The organism is Streptomyces sp. NPDC021100 (genome assembly GCF_044333095.1).
Classification (GTDB): Bacteria; Actinomycetota; Actinomycetes; order Streptomycetales; family Streptomycetaceae; genus Streptomyces.
In genome coordinates this window covers 598,148-618,173 of sequence record NZ_JBIRQH010000002.1, presented here as the reverse complement: position 1 = coordinate 618,173, position 20,026 = coordinate 598,148, and the positions used below count along the sequence as shown (strand labels likewise).

The 20,026-nt window shown below is 75.0% G+C and carries 11 protein-coding genes; 7 read left to right on the top strand and 4 right to left on the bottom strand.

What is annotated here, in order from left to right; all coding sequences use genetic code 11:
• Positions 1-14 precede the first annotated feature (14 nt).
• From ACH4PU_RS06170 to ACH4PU_RS06145, 6 genes are all read left to right on the top strand, one after another.
• Positions 15-3,005, top strand: a complete 2,991-nt coding sequence (locus tag ACH4PU_RS06170; RefSeq protein WP_398266748.1) for a thioester reductase domain-containing protein — start codon at positions 15-17, stop codon at positions 3,003-3,005.
• A complete protein-coding gene (locus ACH4PU_RS06165) occupies positions 3,002-8,740 on the top strand; it encodes an amino acid adenylation domain-containing protein (RefSeq protein ID WP_398266745.1) in 5,739 nt (1,912 codons plus the stop codon). The genes ACH4PU_RS06170 and ACH4PU_RS06165 overlap by 4 nt, the downstream gene beginning before the upstream one ends.
• 2 nt (positions 8,741-8,742) lie before the next feature.
• Entirely contained in the window at positions 8,743-10,233 is a 1,491-nt protein-coding gene (locus ACH4PU_RS06160) for an amino acid adenylation domain-containing protein (protein WP_398266742.1), read from the top strand.
• 224 nt (positions 10,234-10,457) lie between these two features.
• A complete protein-coding gene (locus ACH4PU_RS06155; protein ID WP_398266739.1) occupies positions 10,458-12,032 on the top strand; it encodes an MFS transporter in 1,575 nt (524 codons plus the stop codon).
• A 47-nt stretch (positions 12,033-12,079) separates the two neighbouring features.
• Positions 12,080-13,132: an NAD-dependent epimerase/dehydratase family protein gene (locus ACH4PU_RS06150; RefSeq protein ID WP_398266736.1), complete on the top strand. Its 1,053-nt coding sequence runs from the start codon at positions 12,080-12,082 to the stop codon at positions 13,130-13,132.
• Between the two features lie 238 nt (positions 13,133-13,370).
• Positions 13,371-14,456, top strand: a complete 1,086-nt coding sequence (locus tag ACH4PU_RS06145; RefSeq protein ID WP_398266733.1) for an acyltransferase family protein — start codon at positions 13,371-13,373, stop codon at positions 14,454-14,456.
• Between the two features lie 76 nt (positions 14,457-14,532).
• Here the strand turns inward: ACH4PU_RS06145 and ACH4PU_RS06140 are convergent, their stop codons facing one another.
• Complete coding sequence (locus ACH4PU_RS06140; protein ID WP_398266730.1) at positions 14,533-15,606, bottom strand: cation diffusion facilitator family transporter; 1,074 nt, start codon at positions 15,604-15,606, stop codon at positions 14,533-14,535.
• Between the two features lie 301 nt (positions 15,607-15,907).
• Between ACH4PU_RS06140 and ACH4PU_RS06135 the strand changes: the two genes are divergently transcribed.
• Positions 15,908-17,599 carry a BTAD domain-containing putative transcriptional regulator gene (locus ACH4PU_RS06135; protein WP_398266727.1) on the top strand — a complete coding sequence of 564 codons (1,692 nt, stop codon included), beginning with the start codon at positions 15,908-15,910 and terminating at the stop codon, positions 17,597-17,599.
• Here the strand turns inward: ACH4PU_RS06135 and ACH4PU_RS06130 are convergent.
• Genes ACH4PU_RS06130 through ACH4PU_RS06120 form a run of 3 tightly spaced genes read right to left on the bottom strand, consistent with a single transcriptional unit; the run spans position 17,533 to position 20,020 of the window.
• Complete coding sequence (locus ACH4PU_RS06130; RefSeq protein WP_185940916.1) at positions 17,533-17,745, bottom strand: MbtH family protein; 213 nt, start codon at positions 17,743-17,745, stop codon at positions 17,533-17,535. The two genes, ACH4PU_RS06135 and ACH4PU_RS06130, sit on opposite strands and share 67 nt — an antisense overlap.
• 44 nt (positions 17,746-17,789) lie before the next feature.
• Complete coding sequence (locus ACH4PU_RS06125) at positions 17,790-18,743, bottom strand: fatty acid desaturase family protein (RefSeq protein WP_398266723.1); 954 nt, start codon at positions 18,741-18,743, stop codon at positions 17,790-17,792.
• Positions 18,740-20,020 (bottom strand): peptide ligase PGM1-related protein, encoded by a 1,281-nt coding sequence (locus tag ACH4PU_RS06120; protein ID WP_398266720.1) that lies wholly within the window; start codon positions 20,018-20,020, stop codon positions 18,740-18,742. The genes ACH4PU_RS06125 and ACH4PU_RS06120 overlap by 4 nt, the downstream gene beginning before the upstream one ends.
• Positions 20,021-20,026: the final 6 nt, after the last annotated feature.

Below are 20,026 nucleotides of genomic sequence, written 5' to 3'. Positions count from 1 at the left end.
AGGTTGACGCTCACATGCCCCCATCCGGCCCCCTCGCCGACGACGCGGCGAAGCTGTCCGCGACCAAGCAGCGCCTGCTGGAGAAGTGGCTGGCCGGCGGCGGCCGGACGGCCGGCCCCACCGTCCCCCGGCGCGCCCGGCCGGACACCGCCGTGCTGTCGTTCGCGCAGGAACGCCTGTGGTTCCTGGCCCAGTTGCACCCCGGAAACCCCTACCACAACATGGTCGAGGCGATCCGGCTGCGTGGCCCCCTCGACCGGGACACCCTGCGCCGCTCCCTGGAGCACCTGCTGGACCGGCACGAGGCCCTGCGCACGGTCTTCGACGTCCACGACGGCGAACCGCGGCAGCTGTTCCCCGCCCGGCAGCCGCTCGCCCTCGCCGAGGGCGCGCCGCCGGCGCCCGGCGAGGACGTGGCGGAGCGGCTGCGGGAGGTGTCCCAGCGGCCGTTCGACCTGACCCGGGGACCGCTGATCCGCTTCGACCTCACGCCGCTGGGACAGGACGAGCACGTCCTGATGGTGACGATGCATCACCTCGTCGGCGACGGCATGTCCATGGGCATCCTCTTCCGCGAGCTCTACGCCTGCTACGAGGCCGCCACCGCCGGCCGCCCGTTCCCCCAGCTGTCCGAACCACCCGTCAGCTACGGGGACTTCGCCGAGTGGCAGCGCGGCCTGCTGCGCGGCGCGGAGCTGGAGCGGCGGCTCGCGCACTGGCGGGACGTCCTCCGCGAGCCGCTGCCGAACCTGGACCGGCTCGCCGACCGGCCGCGCCGCGGGGCCACCAGCCTCCAGGCCGTCAGCCGCGCCTTCCGCCTCTCGGCCGAGGTCTCCGACGGGCTCCGCGCCCTCGGCCGCGAGCACCAGGCGACGCTGTTCATGGTCCTGCTGGCCGGCTTCAAGACCCTGATGCACCGGCGCACGGGCGGCACCGACATCGTCACCGGATCCGTCGTGCACGGCCGCGACCTGCCCGAGACCGAGAACCTCGTCGGCTTCTTCGCCAACACCCTCGCCCTGCGCGCCGACCTGTCCGGCGACCCCTCGTTCACCGAGGTCCTGGACCGGGTGCGGCGGATGTGCCTGGAGGCGTACGCGCACCGCGACACCCCCATCGAGGTGCTGGCGGCCGAGCTCCGCCCGGGCCGCAACCACGGCGACAACCCGCTGTTCCAGGCGGCCGTCGTGGAGGAGAACGTGGCCGGCGAGGCGCGGATGGGCGACCTGGAGGTGGGCGCCTTCGACTTCGGCCTGGACACCTCGGAGTTCGACCTGGTGCTGCACTACTGGGAGACGGACGGGCGCGTCGAGGGCGGCGTCCGGGCCAGCGCGGACCTGTTCGACCCGGCGTCGGTGGACCGGTTCACGGCCGAGCTGGAGGCCCTGTTCGCCGCCGTCCTGGCCGGCCCCGGCCGCCCGGTCTCCGCGCTGCCGCTCCCCGCGGTCCCGGCGGCCCCCGCGCCGCCCGAGCCGGAGCCCGCGGCCGCGGCGGAGACGGCTCCCGGCGGACCGTCGGACCTCACCCCCACCGAGCGCGAGGTGGCCGCCGTCTGGCGGGAGGTCCTCGGCCTGCGCGAGATCGACCCCGACGAGGACTTCTTCGAGGCCGGCGGGCACTCCCTGCGCGCCGTCCGGGTCCTGCTGCGGCTGCGCGAACGGCTGGGCGTGGACCTGCCGGTGCAGGTCTTCTTCGAGGCGCGTACGGTCTCGGCGCTGGCCGCCGTCTTCGACCGGACCCGCGGCACCGCCCCCGAGCCGGCCGCGACGGGCGACGACCTCGCGGTACTCACCGCCGACGCCGTCCTCGCCCCGGACGTGACCCGCGCCGACAGCGCCCCGCACGACCCCCGCCGCACGGCCGACCCCGAGCACGTCCTGCTCACCGGCGCGACGAGCTTCCTCGGCGCCCACCTGCTCGCCCGGCTGCTGGACCGCACCACCGCCCGCGTCCACTGCCTCGTCGAGGCCGACGACCCGGCCGAGGCCGCCGACGTCCTGCGGCAGGCCCTGGCCCGGTACGGCGTCACCGTGCCCTGGGAGCGGGTCGCACCCCTCCCCGGCAGCCTCCGCGAACCCCGCCTCGGCCTGTCGCCGATCGCCTTCGCCCGGCTCGCCGCCACGATCGACGTCATCCACCACACCGGCTGCGACGCCAACCTGGCCTTGCCGTATGCCGAGTTGCGGGCGGCCAACGTCGGCGGCACCACCGAGGTGCTGCGGCTGGCGGCCCGCGAGCGGGTCAAGGCCGTGCACTACGTCTCGTCCCCCGGCGTCCTCTTCGACCGCGACGCCGAGCCGGGCACCCTGGCCCCGGACGGCCGCGTACCGGCGGACCGCGTCCTGCCCTCCGGCTACGTCCGCACCCGCTGGGCCGCCGAGGAACTCGTCGACGCGGCCCGCGAACGCGGCGTGCCCGTCTCCGTCTACCGGCCCGGCCGGCTCGGCGGTGACTCGGCGACGGGCGTCGGAGACCCCGACTTCGCCTTCGGCCGGTTCCTCGGCGCCTGCATCCGGCTCGGCGCCGTTCCCGCCTTCGGGCCGGACGCCGACTTCGACCTCGTCCCCGTCGACTACGCGGCCGCAGCGCTCACCGAACTATCCGTGAAATCACAGGCGTTGGGTGGCACCTACCATCTCGCCCACCCGGTCCGCACCCGGTTCGCGGACGTCGTCGAACGGCTGCGCGCGGCCGGGCACCCGCTGACGGAGACCGACCCCGAAGAGTGGTCGCGCGCGGTCACCGCCGACGTCCTGGACCCGGGTGCAGACGGCGACGAGTCCGTCGCCTCCGTGGCCGCCCTGGCCGGCGCCTCCCGGGGCATGCCCGGCTTCGGCAGCCTCCGCCTGGACGTCACCGGCACGCTCCGGGCGCTCGACGGCGCCGTCCCCTGCCCGCCCGTGGACGGGCCGCTGCTCGACCGCTACCTCGACCACCTCGCCGCCGCGGGCCCGCTGCCGTCGCCCGCCGGCTCCCGCACCCCCGGATCGGAGATCGTCATATGAGCGCCGAGAACGCCGAGGCCACGGTGGCGGGCCCGCGGCTGCCCCTGCTGCCGGGCGGACCCGCCGGCGCCCCCGGGACGGTCCCGCTGACCCTCGACGGATCCCGCGCGCGGCGGCTCGCCGAGCGCGCCGCCGCGCACGGGATCCCCCTGGCCGCCCTGCTCGCCGCCGCGTTCACCGAGGTCCTGGCCCTGTGGTCCAAGGAGCCGCGGTTCACCCTGTGGTGGCGGGACGGAGACGGCCGCCGGGCCGTCACCGTGGACGCCACCCCCGAGGGCTCCTTCCTCGACCGGGCCCGGCATTGCCACACGGCCCCGGCGACCGCGCAAACGCCGTCACCTGCCGTGGAGTTCGCCGACGAGCTCGACGGCCTGGCCGCGCACCCCCCGGCCGCCGCGCCGCCCGTCCTCGCCGTGCGGCTGCGGCCGGCCGCCGACGACGGCGTGACCGCCGTCTGGGAGACCGCCCCCGGCGTCCTGCCCGCCGGCACGGCGGAGGATATGGCCCACTCCTGGTCCGCGCTGCTCGCCGTGCTGGAGGAGGACGCGGACGCCTGGACGGCCCCCGGTTCCCCGGTCCGGCTGCCCGCCGCCCAGGAGCGCGCCCGCGCCGAGGTCAACGCGACGGCCGCGCCCGTCCCCGAGGGCCTGCTCCACGAGGCCGTGGCCCGCGCCGCCGCCCGCCACCCCGGCCGTACGGCCGTCGTCGCGGGCGGCCGCCGGCTGACCTACGCCGAACTCACGTCCCGCACCCGGCGCATCGGCCGCCGCCTCCGCGAACTCGGCGCACCAACCGGCGGGTTGGTGGCCGTCTGCATGGAGAAGGGCTGGGAACAGCCCGTCGGCATCCTCGGCGCCCTGGAGTCCGGCGCCGCCTGGGTGCCGCTCGACCCCAACCTGCCGGCCGAGCGCCGGGAGTACGTCCTGGAGACGACCGAGGCCCGGATCGTCCTCACCCAGCGCTCGGTGGCCGGCCGCTGGGAGTGGCCCGCCGGCGTCACCGTGCTCGCCGTCGACGACGACTCCGCGTGGGACGGCGTCGACGACGGCCCGCTGGAGTCCGCCCAGACCCCCGCCGACCCGGCGTACGTGCTGTTCACCTCCGGCTCCACCGGCCGCCCCAAGGGCGTGGTGGTCCCGCACCGCGGCGCCCTCAACACCGTCCTCGACGTCAACGACCGCTACGGCGTCACCTGCGAGGACCGCTTCATCGGCCTCTCCGCCATGAGCTTCGACCTGTCCGTCTGGGACATGTTCGGCGCGCTCTGCGCGGGCGCCGCCCTCGTCCTCCCCGACCCTGGCTCCGAACGGAACCCCGCCCACTGGCTCGACCTCGTCCGCCGGGAGCGCGTCACCACCTGGATGGGCGCGCCCGCCCTCTTCGAGCTGTTCTGCGAACAGGTCGAGCAGGACGACGAGCCGTGGGCCGACTCCCTGCGGCTGCTCATCCTCGGCGGCGACTGGATCCCGCTCTCCCTGCCCGCCCGCGCCCGGGACATCGCCCCCGACGTGCGCTTCGTCGGCCTCGGCGGCAACACCGAGGCGTCCGTCCTGTCCACCACCTACGACGTGGACGCCGTCGACCCGGCCTGGACCAGCATCCCGTACGGCAAGCCGCTCACCAACCAGACCGTGCACGTCCTCGACGCGGCGCTCCGCCCCCGGCCCGTCGGCGTCCCCGGCGACCTGTACATCGGCGGCACCGGCGTGGCGCTCGGCTACTGGCGCGACCCCGAGCGCACCGCCGCCGCCTTCCTCACCCACCCCGACACCGGCGAACGCCTCTACCGCACAGGCGACGTGGGGCGGTTCCTGCCGGACGGGAACGTCGAGTTCCTGGGCCGGGAGGACTTCCAGGTGAAGGTGGACGGCCACCGCATCGAACTCGGCGAGATCGAGACGGCGCTGCGCACCCACCCGGCCGTGGACGCGGCCGTCGTCGTCGCGCTGCCCCGGCTCGACGGCGAGCCCGGCCACCGGGCGCTCGCCGGATACGTCACCCCCGCCGGCGCGGCCCGCCCCGAGCCCGGCGCGCTCCGCGCCCACCTCGCCGAACGGCTGCCGTCCTACCTGTGCCCCGCCCACCTCACCGTCCTGGACACGCTGCCGCTGACGGCCCACGGCAAGGTGGACCGCACGGCGCTGCCCGCCCCCGGCGAGCAGCCGGCCGGCACCGAGGCCGACGCCCCGCGCACCCCGCTGGAGACCCAACTCGCCGGTCTCTGGTCGGAGATCCTCGGCGTCGACCGGGTCGGCGTGCACGACACCTTCTTCGAGCTGGGCGGCAACTCGCTGCTGGGCATCCGGGTGATGAACCGGCTGCGCGAGCGGCTGGGCGTCGACGCCGACCCGCACAGCATCTTCCGCCACCGCACGGTCGCCGAACTGGCCCGGGCCGTCGAGGGCGAGCGGGGCGGCGCCGGCGGGCACACCGGGCTTCCCCCCGTCCGTCCCGAACCCGGCGCCGCGCACGAGCCGTTCCGGCTCACCGACCAGCAGCAGGCGTACTGCGTCGGCCGCACCGGCGCCCTGTCCTCCGGCAACGTCTCGGCCCACATGTACCTGGAGCTCGAGGGCGAGGGCCTGGACCGCGAGCGGTTCGAGCGGGCCTGGCGGCGGGTGATCGACCGCCACCCCATGCTGCGGGCCGTCGTCCTGCCCGACACCATGGAACAGCGCGTCCTGGAGTCCGTACCGCCGTACGAGATGCCGGTGGTGGACCTCCGCGCCGCCGACGAGGACGGCGTACGGGACGGGCTGGCCGCGATCCGGGAGCGCTACTCGCACGAGGTCCGGCCGGTGGACACCTGGCCGCTGTTCGACGTCGTGGTGGCCGAACTGCCCGCCGACCGGTACCGGGTGCACCTCAGCGTCGACGCCCTGTGCTGCGACTTCGCCAGCATCCGCGTCCTCTTCGACGACCTGTCGCGCGCCTACGCCGACCCGGGCGCGGAGCTCGCCCCGCCGCCCATGACCTACCGGGACTACGTCCTGGCCACCGCCGGTCTCGACCGCACCGAACAGCACCGGCGGTCGGCCGCCTACTGGGAGGAGCGGCTCCGGACGCTGCCGCCGGCCCCGCGCCTGCCCATGCTCCGCAGCCCCGAGTCGGTGACCGAACCCCGGTTCGTCCGCCGCTCGGTACGGATCCCCGCCGCGCGCTGGGACCGGCTGGTCGCGCGCGCCGGCGAGGCAGGGCTGACGCCGGCCGGGCTGCTGCTCGCCGGCTACGCCGAGGCCCTGGCCCCCTGGGCCCAGGAGCCCCGCTTCACCCTCAACGTCACCAACCTCAACCGGCTGCCGGTCCACCCGGAAGTGGACGGTACCGTCGGCGAGTTCGCGTCCTTCGCCCTCGTCGAGGTGGACGCCGGAGGCGGCGACGGCTTCGCCGTGCGCGCCCGCCGGATCCAGGAGCGGCTGTGGAGCGACCTCAGCCATTCCTACGTCAGCGGCGTCCACCTGCTGCGCGAACTCATGCGGCAGCGCGGCGGGTTCGACGGCGCCCTGATGCCCATGGTGTTCACCAGCGCCGTACCGCTGGCCGGCGGCACCGCCGGGCTGCTGGGCGGACTGCTCCGCCAGGTCGGCGGCATCACGCAGACCCCGCAGGTGTGGATGGACCTGCTGACCGAGGTCCAGGACGGCGACCTCGTCGTCAACTGGGACGTCCAGGAGGCCCTGTTCGACCCCGAGCTGGTCGACGCGGTGTTCGCCGGGCTCGGCGGGCTGCTGGAGCGGCTGGCCGACGCCGACGACGACAGCGCCTGGACCGCGCCGGACCCCCTCCCGCCGGCCGGCCGCCTCTCCCCGGCCGGCCTCGGCGACGGTGGCACCCGCGACCTGCCCGACCGCCTCGTCCACGACGCCTTCCGCGAGCAGGCGGCCCTGCGGCCGGACGCCCCGGCCGTCATCGCCGCCGACCGCACCCTCACCTACGCCGAGCTGCACCGCGAGGCCGCCCGTGTCGCCCACTGGCTGCGCGCCCGGGGCGCGGCCCCCGGCCGGCCCGTCGGCATCGTCCTCGACAAGGGCTGGGCACAGATCGTCGCCGCCTACGCCGTCCTCTACGCGGGCGCCCCCTACCTGCCCGTCGACCCGGACGCCCCGGCCGAGCGGACGCGCGCCCTGCTCGACCGGTGCGGCGCCGGCCTCGTCCTCACCCGGCGCGGCCTGGCCGACCGGGCCGGAGGCGAGCGGGAGTCGCTCTGCCTCGACGAGCCGCTCCCGGCGGACGTACCGGACACGGACGAGCCGCCCGCGTCCGCCGCGACCCCGGCCGACCTGGCGTACGTCCTGTTCACCTCCGGCTCCTCCGGTCGCCCGAAGGGGGTGATGACCGCGCACCGCGGCGTCGTCAACGCCCTGCGGGAGACCGTCGAGGAGTTCGGCGTCGGCCCCGGCGACCGGGTGCTCGCGCTGACCGCGCTCCACCACGACATGTCCGTCTTCGACGTGTTCGGGGTGCTCGGCGCCGGCGGGGCGCTGGTGATGCCCGAGGCCGCGCAGCGCCGTGAGGCCGCGCACTGGGCGCGGCTGCTGGCCGACCACCGGATCACCCTCTGGAACTCCGTCCCCGCGATGATGGAGATGCTGCTGGAGCACCTGGGGCCGGACCTCGGGGTGCTGGAGCCGCTGCGGCTGGCCTTCCTCGGCGGCGACTGGCTGTCCGTGCCCGCCGTCCGCCGGCTCACCGAGGAGGCGGACGTCGAGGTGGTCAGCGTCGGCGGCCCCACCGAGACCACACTGTGGAACATCCGGCACCGCGTCCGCCGGCTGGAGCCGGGCCGGCGGACCGTCCCGTACGGCACGCCGATCGCCAACACCCGCTACCGGATCCTCGACGAGCGGATGCGCGACCGGCCGGTCTGGGCGACGGGCGAGATGTACGTCGCCGGTGTCGGCCTCGCGCGCGGCTACTGGGACGACCCCGAGCGCACCGCCGCCGCCTTCGTCACCCACCCGGAGACCGGCGAACGCCTGTACCGTACCGGTGACTTGGGCCGCTTCCTGCCGGACGGCACGATCGAGTTCGTCGGCCGCGCCGACTTCCAGATCCAGGTGGGCGGCCACCGGATCGAGCCCGGCGAGGTGGAGGCGGCGCTCCTGGCCCACCCGGACGTGACCGCCGCCGTGGTCACCGGCCGCCGGGCGGCCGCCGGGCCCGGTCACCGGGGCCTGACCGGGTACGTCGTCCCGGCCGCAGGCGCGGACCGGGACGGCCTGCCGGGCCGGCTGCGCGAGCACCTGCGCTCCACCCTGCCCGGCCACATGGTGCCGTCCGCGTTCGCCGTCCTCGACGCGCTGCCGCTCAACGCCAACGGCAAGGTGGACCGGGCGGCCCTGCCCGAACCCGCCGCCGAACCCACCGGCTCCCCGGACGCGCCGCGCTCGGCGGTGGCCGAGGTCTGCGCCGGCGTCTGGGCCGATGTGCTGGGCCGCCCGGCGGTCGGCGAGCATGAGAACTTCTTCGCCCTGGGCGGGGATTCGGTGCTCGCCACCCGGATCGTCACCCGCCTCCGGCAGGTGTTCACCTCCGACGGGATCTCGCTGCGGACGCTGTTCCTGTCGCCGACGGTCGCCGGGCTCGCCGAGGCGATCACGGCGGGGGAGGGCGTCCCCGGCCGCTCGGAGGCGGTCGCCGGGATCCATCTGCGCGTCTCCCGGATGACCCCGGAGGAGGTCGCCCGCGAGCTGTCCGCCCGCCGGGCCGTGGTGAAGGACGGTGCGGGAGCGTGAAGGTGAACGACCGTCAGGCCGGGCCCCTGCTGCACGAACGCGTCGCCCTCCAGGCGGCGGTGACTCCCGACGCCGAGGCGGTGACGGCCGGCCGGGAGCGGCTTACCTACCGGGAGCTGGAGGAGTCCGCCGAGGCGCTGGCCGCCCATCTGCGGCGGCTCGGCGCCGGGCCCGAGACGCCCGTCGGTGTCTGCCTGGGCCGCACCCCCTGGCTCGTGGTCGCCGTGCTCGGCGTGCTCAAGGCCGGGGCGGCGTACGTGCCGCTCGACCCGGCGTTCCCCGCCGACCGCATGGAGTTCATGCTGCAAGACAGCGGCGCGCGGCTGGCCGTCACCGAGGACGCGTACCGCGGCCGGCTGGAGGGCGCCCCCGGCACGGTGGTGTCGCTGGACCGCGACTGGTCCCGCATCGCCGCCGCCGACCCGGCACCCGCCCCGGGCCCCGTCGCCGGGAACCTCGCCTACGTCCTCTACACCTCCGGCTCCACGGGCCGGCCGAAGGGCGTGGCCGTCGAACACCGCAGCGCGGCGGCCTTCGTGGACTGGGCGCTGGCCGAGTTCACGCCCCGGGAGCTGCGGTACACCCTGGCCTCCACCTCGCTCTGCTTCGACCTGTCGGTCTTCGAGCTGTTCACGCCGCTCGCGTGCGGTGGCACGGTGGTGCTGGCGGAGACGGTGTTCCACCTGCCGGTGGCCGCCGCCCGGCGTCCCGTCACCCTCGTCAACACCGTCCCCAGCCTCCTCCTCGACCTGCTGGCCTCCGGGCCGCTGCCCGCCTCGGTGCTGACGGTCAATCTGGCGGGGGAGGCGCTTCCGGCCACCCTGGCGCAGAAGCTGTACGGCACCGGGACCGTGGAGCGCGTGCACAACCTGTACGGCCCGACCGAGGACACCACGTACTCCACCTGGAGCCGGGTGCCCCGGGGCTGCGCCAAGCCGCTGATCGGGCGGCCGGTGGCGGGGACGTCCGCGTACGTCCTGGACGCCGCCGGGCGGCCGGTGCCGGACGGTGAGGCCGGCGAACTCTTCCTCGCCGGGGCCGGTCTGGCCCGCGGCTACCTGGGCCGGCCGGGGCTCACGGCCGAGCGGTTCCTCCCGGACCCGTTCTCGGGGGAGCCCGGGGCCCGGATGTACCGGACCGGCGACCTGGCCCGGCGGCTGCCCTCGGGCGAACTCGACTACCTGGGCCGGGCGGACCAGCAGGTGAAGGTGCGGGGGCTGCGCATCGAGCCGGGGGAGATCGAGGGCGTCCTGCTGGAACGGCCCGAGGTCCGGCGGGCCGCCGTCGTCGCCCGCGGCGGCGGGGTCGACACGGCCGGGCTGGTCGCGTACATCGAGTGCGACGGTGCCCCGGACCCCGCCGTGCTCCGGAAGCACCTGGGCGACCGGCTGCCGTCCTACATGGTCCCGGCCGTCTTCGTCCCGATGGCCTCCCTGCCGCTCACCGTCACCGGGAAAACCGACCTCAACGCCCTCCCCGAGCCGCCCGGCTGACATGCCGTCGGGGCGGGGAATTCCCCGGTATCGGAGGGCGGCCGAAATTCTCGGCCGCCCTCCGAATAACCGGAAATCGAGTGCTAAACTCGCGGCCACCATGCGCGGTAAGGTAACCCTTACTCGATGAGGCGGCGGTACGCCGGAAATGAATTCGGAAACGATTGTCAATGCACCGCCCATGGCCCCGCCGGCCGCCGCAGCAACCCAACGGAGAGGCTTTAGTGAGCGCCACGGATACCGCGGTGGGCCGGCAGGCCCGCATCGTGCTCATCATCACCGTCGTCGCCTCGGCGCTATTGGTCATCGATATCACTATCGTTTCCGTGGCGCTGCCCTCGATCCAGTCGGACCTCGGCGGTTCACTGGCCGCGCTGCAGTGGATCATCATCGGCTACACGGTCACGTTCGGCGCCTTCCAGCAGGCGGCCGGTTCCCTGTCCGACCGGCTGGGCCGCCGGGCGATGTTCATGAGCGGCATCGCCCTGTTCACCCTCTCGTCCCTCGCCTGCGGCGTCGCCCCCAACGCGCTGACGCTGGACCTGGCCCGCGGCGTGCAGGGCGTCGGCGCGGCCTTCGTCCTCGCCAACGCGATGCCGCTGATCGCCCAGGTCTACGAGGGCCAGGCCCGCAACATGGCCATCGCCGTCTGGGGCACCACCCTCGGCGCCTGCGGCGCGGTCGCGCCCGTCATCGGCGGTCTGCTGGTCGACCTCACCCAGTGGCGCTACCTGTTCCTGATCAACGTGCCCATCGGCGCGATAGCCCTGTTCCTCTGCCGCACCCGGCTGCCCGCCGACCCGCCGCGCACCTCCCTGGCCGGCATCGACTGGACCGGCGCGGGACTGCTCGTCCTCACCCTCGGAATCATCAACTTCGGCCTGACCCAGGGCGAGGACCAGGGCTGGGGGAGCGCCGCGACCCTCGTCCAGCTCGGGGTGGGCGTGGTGCTGCTCGCCGGATTCCTGGCCCTGGAACGGCGGGTGAAGGCGCCCACGCTCGACCTGTCGCTGTTCAAGGTGCCCACCTTCGTGGCGGCCACCCTGATCGCCTTCTTCTCCCGCTTCGCCACCGTCGGCGGCTCGGTGTACTACATCCTGTACTTCCAGAGCGCCCGGGGGCTCAGCCCGCTGCAGAACGGCCTGCTGATGATGGCCATCTTCGCGCCGCAGCTGGGCATGGGCCTGGTGGCCGGCAAGCTCCAGGCCAAGTACTCGCCGTCGCACATCATCGCCGCGGGCTTCGGCATCCTCGCGATCGGCGGCCTCGCCATGGCCTGGTCCTTCGACCGCGACACCACCATCTGGGCCGCCCTGCCCGGTCTGCTCCTCTGGGGCGTCGGCGGCGGACTGGCCGGCAGCCCGTCGATGTCCCTCGCCGTGAACGTGGTGCCCAAGCAGCGCGCCGGCATGGCGTCCGGGGCCATCAACAGCCTCTTCATGTTCGGCGCCGGCGCCGGCGCCGCGATCTTCGGCATCCTCTTCCGCGACCGCATCTCCGACAAGGCCGGCGGCGAGGCCGTGCTGGCCGGCGCCGACCACGACGAGATCGTCTCCGCCGCCGCGCAGGGCGACATCTCCCGTGCCCTGGAGCACGTCCCCGACGCCGTGACCGGCCAGGTCCGCCGCACGCTGGAGACGGCCGTGTCCGACGGCGCGTCCAACGTGATGACCTGGGCCGCGATCATCTGCGTGGGCACCGCGGCCGTCGCGCTGACCCTGGTCCACAAGAAGGACCTGCTCACCGGCGCCCCCGAACCGGAGAAGACCCCGGACAAGGCCGAACCCGAACCGGCCTGACCCCGCGTCGTCCGCGAAAGCCCGTCCCGCCCACGCCAGGAGCCCGCATGACCCCGTCCGGCCGCACCGCCCCGCTGCGCCTCCTGGTCCTGGGCGGCACCGGCTTCGTCTCCGGCGCCGTCGCCCGCGAGGCCGTCGCCCGCGGCCACGACGTCACCTGCGTGGCCCGCGGCACCGGCGGCGGACCGCCCGCCGGGGCCCGCCTGCTGCGCGCCGACCGGGCCGCGGCCGGCGCCCTCGACGCCCTGCGCGGCACCCCGTTCGACGCCGCCGTCGAGACCGCCACCCTCGCCCTGCCCTGGGTGCGGGAGGCGCTGGCCGCGGTGACCGCCGCCCACTGGACGTTCGTCTCCTCCATCAGCGTCTACGCCGACACCCACACCCCCGGGCAGGACGCCCGCACCGCCCGGCTGCGGCCCGCCCTGCCCGGCGACACCGCCGCCTACGACCCGGCCCGCGACCCCGAGCCGTCCCAGGCGCGGTACGGCGGCGTCAAGCTGGCCTGCGAGGACGCAGTGCGGGAGGCGGTCGGCGACCGGGCGTTCGTGGTCCGCCCCGGGCTGCTCACCGGCCCCGGGGACGACGTCGGCCCGTTCGGCTACTGGCCGCTGCGGATGGCGCGCGGCGGCCCCACGGCCGTACCGCCCGCCGTCGGGGAGGCCGGACTTCCGCTGCCCGCGCAGCTGTTGGACGTCCGCGACCTGGCCGCGTGGATCGTCGACGCGGCCGAGGAGCGGACGGCCGGGACGTTCGACGCGGTCGGCCCGGCGGCCGCCCTGGCGGAGCTGCTGGCGGAGGTCGCCGACGCCGTGGGCCGGGAGCCCGAACTCGTCCCGGTGCCCGAGCCCGTCCTGGCCGAGGCCGGTGTCCGGCCGTGGACCGGGCCGCACTCGCTGCCGCTGTGGCCGCCGCGGGAGCTGTACGGCGCGCTCGCCCGGGCCGCCGGCCCCTCCGCCGACGCCGGGCTGCGCGCCCGGCCGGCCGCCGACACCGCCCGCGCGGTCCTGGAGGACCGGCTCGGCCGGGCCGCCGGCCGCCGGCCGCCGGCGGGCATGACCCCCGTCGAGGAGGCTGCCCTGCTCCGCGTCATGGGGTGGTGAACCCGTTCTGAATCCGGCCCCTGCAACCCCGGTTGCAGGGGCCGAATGCCATCCTCGGTTGGCATACATCCGGCCATCGGCGTTGATACGTTCGGGCGCGATTTCGACGCCCCTCAGGGGCTCTTCTCCCTTAGACGCCCCTTCTCCCTCAGGAGACGCCGTGGCCCCGGCAGCCCAGCCCATACCCGCCTCGACGGGCCCCGCCCCGGCGGCACCCGCACCGGACCGACCGCTCCCCGTGAGGCTCCCCTCGCTCACCGGGCTGCGATTCGCCGCCGCCTTCGCGGTGTTCGCCGCGCACGCCTACTTCACCTTCTGGTTCGACGGCGTCTGGGAGGGCAACTCCGCGGCCACCTTCGCGCTGATCCTCGCCCGGTCGGGCGTCGCCTTCTTCTTCCTGCTCAGCGGGTTCGTCCTGGCCTGGTCGGCGCGGCCGGGCGACCGGGCGGGCGCCTTCTGGCGGCGCCGCGCGGCCAAGATCTACCCGACGCACGCCGTCACCTGGCTCGCCGCCCTGCTGCTGATCGCCTGGGCGGGCGGGCAGACCACCGCCCGCCAGGCCCTGCCCAACCTGTTCCTCGTCCAGTCCTGGTGGCCGGTCTTCGACGTCTACGACAGCGTCAACGGCGTGTCCTGGTCGCTGTCCTGCGAGGCGTTCTTCTACCTGGCGTTCCCGCTGCTCATCCCGCTCGTCCGGCGCATCCCCGCCGCCCGGCTGGGGGCCTGCGCCGGCGCCGCGGCCCTCGCCGTGATCCTGCTGCCCGCGCTGGTCACCGCGGTGACCTCGGCGCAGCCCTCGTTCTACGGGCTGCCCACGACGCTCCACCGGTACTGGGCCGTCTACACCTTCCCGCCGGCCCGCCTGCTGGAGTTTGTCCTCGGCATGCTGCTCGCCCGGGCGCTGGCGGAGGCGGGCAGCACCCGCGTCCGGTTCCGGCACGCCCTGCCCGCCCTGGCGGTGGGCTACCCGCTGGCGATGTACGTGCCGTTCCTGTACGCGATCACGGCCGTCCTGGTGATCCCGATGGCGCTGCTGGTCCTCGCGGGCGCCGGCGCGGACGTCCGGGCGTCCCGCTCGCCGCTGCGGAACCGGACGGCGGTGTGGCTGGGCGACATCTCGTTCGCCTTCTACATGGTCCACATGCTCGTCCTCACCTACGGATACCGGCTGGTGGACGAGGACCGCACGGGCGGTGACGGCTTCCGGGCGCTCTGCGCCGTCGCCCTCCTCGCCGTCTCGGTGGCGGTGTCCTGGGCGATGTACGCGGGGGTGGAGCGGCCGCTGACCCGGCTGCTGGGACCGGGGCGGCGTCCCAAGCCGTAAGGGGCCCCCGGAAAATGAGGAACCGCCCCCTACGGGGGCGGGGGCGGTTCCTGTTCATGGGACGGGCCGGCCGCGTTCAGCCGGCCTCCGGCGCGCGCCGGTGGACCGTGCCGTGCGGGTCCTCGCAGTGCCGCCCGCCCTCGCCGGAGCCGACGCTCACCAGCTCGCCGGGGGCCTCGCAGACCTCCAGCGTCGCGTGGGTGATGCCGTACCCCGCGCGGAGGTCGGCCTGGACGGCGGTCCGCACCGCGTGGCAGTCGCCGCCCGGCTCGACCAGGACGTGTGCCGAGAGCGCCACCTCACCCGAGGTGATCTCCCAGATGTGCAGGTCGTGGACCTCCACCACACCGTTCTGACGCGCCATCCGGGCCCCCACCTCGTCCGGCTCCATACCGGGGGGCGCGGCCTCCAGGAAGATCCGGCCCGAGGCGCGGACCAGGGAGATCCCGGACCGCAGCATCAGGGCCACGACGACCAGGGTGGCGATGGAGTCGGCGCGGGTGAACCCGGTCAGCATGACCACCGCGCCGGCCACCGCCGTGGCGACGAAGCCGTACAGGTCGGTGATGATGTGCTGGAAGGCGCCCTCCACGTTGAGCGAGGAGCGGTTGGCCTTCGACATGCACCAGGCGGCGGCGATGTTCACCACCACCCCCGACACGGCCGTGCCCAGCACCAGCCCGCCGCCGACCTCCGGCGGGTCGATCAGCCGCTCCACGCTCTCGTACGCCAGCCAGGCGGACAGCAGCAGCAGCGTCAGCCCGTTGCCCTGGGCCGAGAGGATCTCCGCCCGCTTCAGACCGTACGTGTAGCCGCCCTTGGCGGGGCGGGCCGCCAGCCGCATCGCGACCAGGGCCAGCACGATCGAACCGGCGTCCGACAGCATGTGCGCGGCATCGGAAATCAGGGCCAGGGAATGGGCGAGGAAAGCGACGACGACTTCCACCGCCATATAGGCGAGGATCAGCCCGAGCGCGATGCTCAGCCAGCGGCGGTCCGCGTCGGCGGCCACCCCGTGGCTGTGCCCGCCGTGACCGTGGCCGTGGTGATGCCCGTGGCCGTGGCCGTGGCCGTGACCGTCGTGGGAATCGTGGCGGTGTCCCTCCCCGTCCGCCTGCGTGTCCCCGGCGTGTCGGTGCGCCTGCTGCATGAAACCCCCTCGTTCCGGGCTGGGCAGGGAAAGTGAAGCGCATTGTTTCCGCGATTTCAAAGGCTGTAATGGAGACGGTTATCAAAAGCGCGCCCCGGTGCGGTAATTTCCCGATTTCTTTCGCCGTCATTCCTGTGCGGGTAGCCCTGCCGATGGCCGGAAAACGCCGGAAGGGGGTGGAGAACACCAGGAAGCGCCGCCGGGACGGCGGTATCCGGACAGATCCAGGCCCCGGGGCCCGTGGAGGCGGCGCAAGCGAGTCGTCAAACGAACTGCAAGCGGAGCCGTCGACTCTGTGCGCGTGACGCCCGAGAACACCTTCCCAGGACGTTGGCCGGCACCGGACGCCCCCGCCGCCACCGCGGCCACGGCCCCCCGGTTCTCCCTGCTGGGCCCGGTCCGCGCATGGTCGGGGACGGCCGAGATCGACCTCGGCTCCCCGCAACAGCGCGCCTTGCTCGCGATCCTCCTGTTACGGCGGGACCAACCCGTCCCGTGCGAACACGCCGTCCGCGCGCTGTGGGGCGACACCGCCCCCCGGTCGGCCGACACCACCGTACGCACCTACATATACCGGCTGCGCCGGCTCCTCGGCGACCTCGCCGGCGACGCCCCGGAGATCCGCAAGCAGGGCGGCGGTTACCTGCTCACCGCAGGCGGCGCGACGCTCGACACCGAACTCTTCCGGGACCTCCTGGCGCGGGGGCGCGAGGCCCGGGACCGGACGGACCCCGGCACCGCCCTCGCACACCTCCGGGACGCCCTCGCACTGTGGCGCGGCACCCCCTTCGGGGAGGCGGACACCCCGTACTTCGCCGCCGAACGGGAGCGCTGGGAGCAGTTGCGGTCCGCCGCCACCGAGGAGCTGGCCGCCGTCCAGATCGGGCTCGGCCGGTACGCCGAGGCCGTGGCGATGCTCGAAACGGCGCTCGCCGGGCGGCCGTTGTGGGAAAAACTGTGGGAGCTCCGGATCCGGGCGCTCGCCGGACTCGGCCGCCGGGCCGACGCCCTCGCCGCCTACCAGGACGCCCGCCGCCTGCTGCACGCCGAGCTCGGCCTGGAACCCGGCCCCGGCCTGCGCGAGCTGCACCGCGGCATCCTCGCCCTGGAACCACCGGCCCCGGAAGTCCGCCCGGCGGTACGCCCCGAGGAACCGCCCCGGCCCCCGGCGGACTTCGTGGGCCGGACCGCCGAACTGGCCGACCTCACCGAGCGGCTGACCGCCCCCGGCGCGTCGGTTGTCATGTCTCTGACCGGTCCGGCCGGGATCGGCAAGACCGCCCTGGCCCTCCGCGCGGCGCACGGCCTGCGGTCGCACTTCCCCGACGGCCGGCTCTACGCGCGTCTCGGCGCGCCCGACGGCACACCACGGCCGCCGGAGGACGTGCTGGGGGAGCTGCTGACGGCCCTCGGCGTCCCGGCCGCCGCCGTCCCCGGACCGGCGTCCGGACGTGCCGCGCTCTGGCGGCGGATGACGGACGGCCGGCGGCTGCTGCTCGTCCTGGACGACGCCGTGGCCGGCGCCCGGCCGGAGTCGCTGCTCCCGGTGTCACCTGGCAGTGCGGCCTTGCTGGTGGGCCGCCGCCCGCCGGGTGAACTCCCGCCGCCGTGCCAGGGGTTCGTGCTGGACGGCCTCACCCTGGCGGACGCGCTCCAGCTGCTGGGCGCGGTCGTGGGCCACGAGCGGCTGCGGTACGAGGCCGAGCCGTCCGCCCGGCTGGTCTCCACCTGCGAGTACCGGCCGGGGGCACTGCGGGCCGCGGCGGCCCGGCTGCTGGCCGACCCGCGCCGCAGCGTCCGCGACGTCGAACGGGAACTGCGCACCGGCGCGGGACCCGGGCCCGTGGAGCTCCGACTCGGCCGGCCGCCGGCGCGCGGCGGACACCCGGCCCACGGCGTGTGCCCGCGCGCCGTAGCCGCCGGAGCTCACGCGGCGGACGCCCGCCGGGACAGCGACGCCGGCCGCATGTCCGTCCAGTGGCGCTCGACGTAGTCGACGCACTCGCCGTGGGGGGCCGGGCCGTGGGCCACGGCCCACCCGGCGGGCACCTCGGCGAAGTCCGGCCAGAGGGAGTGCTGGTTCTCGTCGTTGACGAGGACGCGGTACGTCCCGGTCTCGTCCTCGAACGGGTTGCTCATCGGTGACCTCCCGGTCGTCTTGGGATCGTTCGAAAGAAAGGCGCTCATCTGCCGGCCGCCCGCCCGTAGTCCTGTCTGCCCTTGCGCAGCGCCCCCACCAGGCCCGCGTGGAAGCGAAGGTAGGACTTCTCCTGGATCGGGTGCGGGACGGGCATGGACCGGTGCAGCCGGTGCAGGTTGAGCGAGGAGACCGCCGGGTAATGGTGGTGCTCCGCGTGGTAGTTGGCGTTCCACATGAAGTAGCGGACGAAGCGGTTGGACCGGACCGTCCGGGTGTTGCGCGACACCTCCGGCACGCCCCACAGCCCGTAGTGCTCGGGCAGGCTGAGGAAGACGCTCGCGGGCAGCGAGAGCACCAGCGGCACCCAGTAGGCGATCAGCAGCGCGAACGGGAAGAGGGCCGTGAGGACGGCCATCAGGACGATCCAGGCGAAGATCGCCCAGTTGTCCCGCTTGGCGTCGCGCCGGCGGTCGTCGGTCCGGACGCTCGCCGGGAAGTCGCCGCGCCAGGTCTTCACGATCCGGCGCGGGAAGCCCGGCCAGAACGGCAGCCCGGAGAGGTTGTAGAGGTAGGCGCGCAGCGTCGCGTAGTGCTCGGCGGGCTCGCTGTCGCCCTCCACCCCGGTGTAGCGGTGGTGGACGAGGTGCTGGTGGCGGTAGATGGTGTAGTTGAGGAGGATCGGCGTCGACCAGGCCGCGCCCGCGATCCGGTTGGCCTTCCTGGATCCCAGGTGGGTGCCGTGGACGCAGTCGTGGGCGGCGTTGATGAAGCCGGCGAGGACGAACCCCAGGAACGCGGAGGCCAGCAGGCCCCACCAGCCGACGCCCGGCCGGAGCGCCACGGTCACCGTGGCGGCGTAGACGACGCCGAGCACCGCCGTGCGCGCGGCGACCCGCCGCCGGTCCGCCCGGGCCAGGTTCATCAGCAGGGCCTTGTCGAGCCCCTGGCGGTACGGGCGGTCGCCGGTCTCCTGCCGTACACCCTGTGGGTCGCTCACGGCCGTACCTCCCCGACCGCGTCGCGGACCGCCGCCTCGACGGCGCGCGCCCGCTCCCGCGTGGGGGCCAGGACCACGCACTCCAACGGCCGTTCACCGGACGGGTCGTAGCCCAGGACGACCGCCCCCTCCCCGGTCTCCGGCGAGAAGGCGAGCCCGTGCCGGCGGAGGGCGTCGAGCGCGGCCGGCAGCGGCAGCGCGGGCACGTCCCGCAGTCCGGACAGCACGTGCGTGTCCAGGTAGGCCGGCCCCAGCAGCCGTTCCCCGGCGGCGTGCAGCGCGAGGCTGCCGCCCCACCGGGCGTTGGCCTCGTTGAAGAGGACCTCGCCGGTGTCGGTGACGATGCCGTCGACGTTGATGTGCCCGCGGTAGCCGATCGCCGCCGCGAGCGCGACCATCCGGGCCGACGCGGTCAGGGCCCGGGCGCCGGCGCCCGGCGGCAGTTCGGCGGGCAGCTCCAGGCCCACCCACACGAGTTCGGGGGCGGCCGGGTCGGTGTCGGCGCGCCGCCGGATCGTCCCGCTGTTGAGGAACGTGACGTCCCCGGCCGGGCCGATCAGGTACTCGGCGTAGAAGCTGTGCGTGGACCGGTGGTACGACTCCACGGCGAGCACGCGGTTGTCCGAGTCCGTCAGCTCCTCCCACAGGACGTCCGCCGCCGCTTCCGGCGCGTGGGCGGCGAGGGTCGCGCGGGTGCCGGGGAGCGGCCGGGTCTCCTTGAGGGTGAGGGCCACGTTCCCCTGGCCGCCCAGGTCGTCGTCCCGCTTCACCACCACCGTGCCGGTGCGCGGCAGGTACCGCTCGACGGCCGCCGCGAGGGCGGCGGGCCCGGTGACGACGGTGCCGTCCGGCACCGGGACGTCCGCGCCCACGGCCAGCTGCCGGAAGTGCGACTTGCGGTTGAGCAGCACCGGTCCGCGCTGGGCCGCGAACCGCAGCCCGGTGCCGCCCGGCAGGCCGCAGAGATCGGCGAAGGCGGCGACGCCCTCGGTGTGGTGGGCCGGCAGCAGCTCCCAGGCGTCGTGCTCCGCGAGCAGCGCGCGGACCTCGCCAATCAGCGCGGGCGCGGTCAGGGCCTCGTCCGTCAGGTTCTCCCCGGCGGACACGAAGCGCAACGCGGCCCGGTCGACGCCGAGTTCGCCGCAGACGTACCGGAGGAAGCCCTCGTCCGGCACGAAGGGGCTGACCACGACGTCGCCCTCGCGGAGCAGCCACAGCTGGCGGTGGACGGCGCGCGGGGCCGCGGTCCCGACGTTGAGCAGCACGATCCTCGGCACGGCCGG

Coding starts and splice junctions, on each gene's coding strand:
- ACH4PU_RS06130 (WP_185940916.1), bottom strand. CDS start 17,745: ATGAGCAACCCGTTCGAGGACGAGACCGGGACGTACCGCGTCCTCGTC.
- ACH4PU_RS06165 (WP_398266745.1), top strand. CDS start 3,002: ATGAGCGCCGAGAACGCCGAGGCCACGGTGGCGGGCCCGCGGCTGCCC.
- ACH4PU_RS06140 (WP_398266730.1), bottom strand. CDS start 15,606: ATGCAGCAGGCGCACCGACACGCCGGGGACACGCAGGCGGACGGGGAG.
- ACH4PU_RS06150 (WP_398266736.1), top strand. CDS start 12,080: ATGACCCCGTCCGGCCGCACCGCCCCGCTGCGCCTCCTGGTCCTGGGC.
- ACH4PU_RS06170 (WP_398266748.1), top strand. CDS start 15: ATGCCCCCATCCGGCCCCCTCGCCGACGACGCGGCGAAGCTGTCCGCG.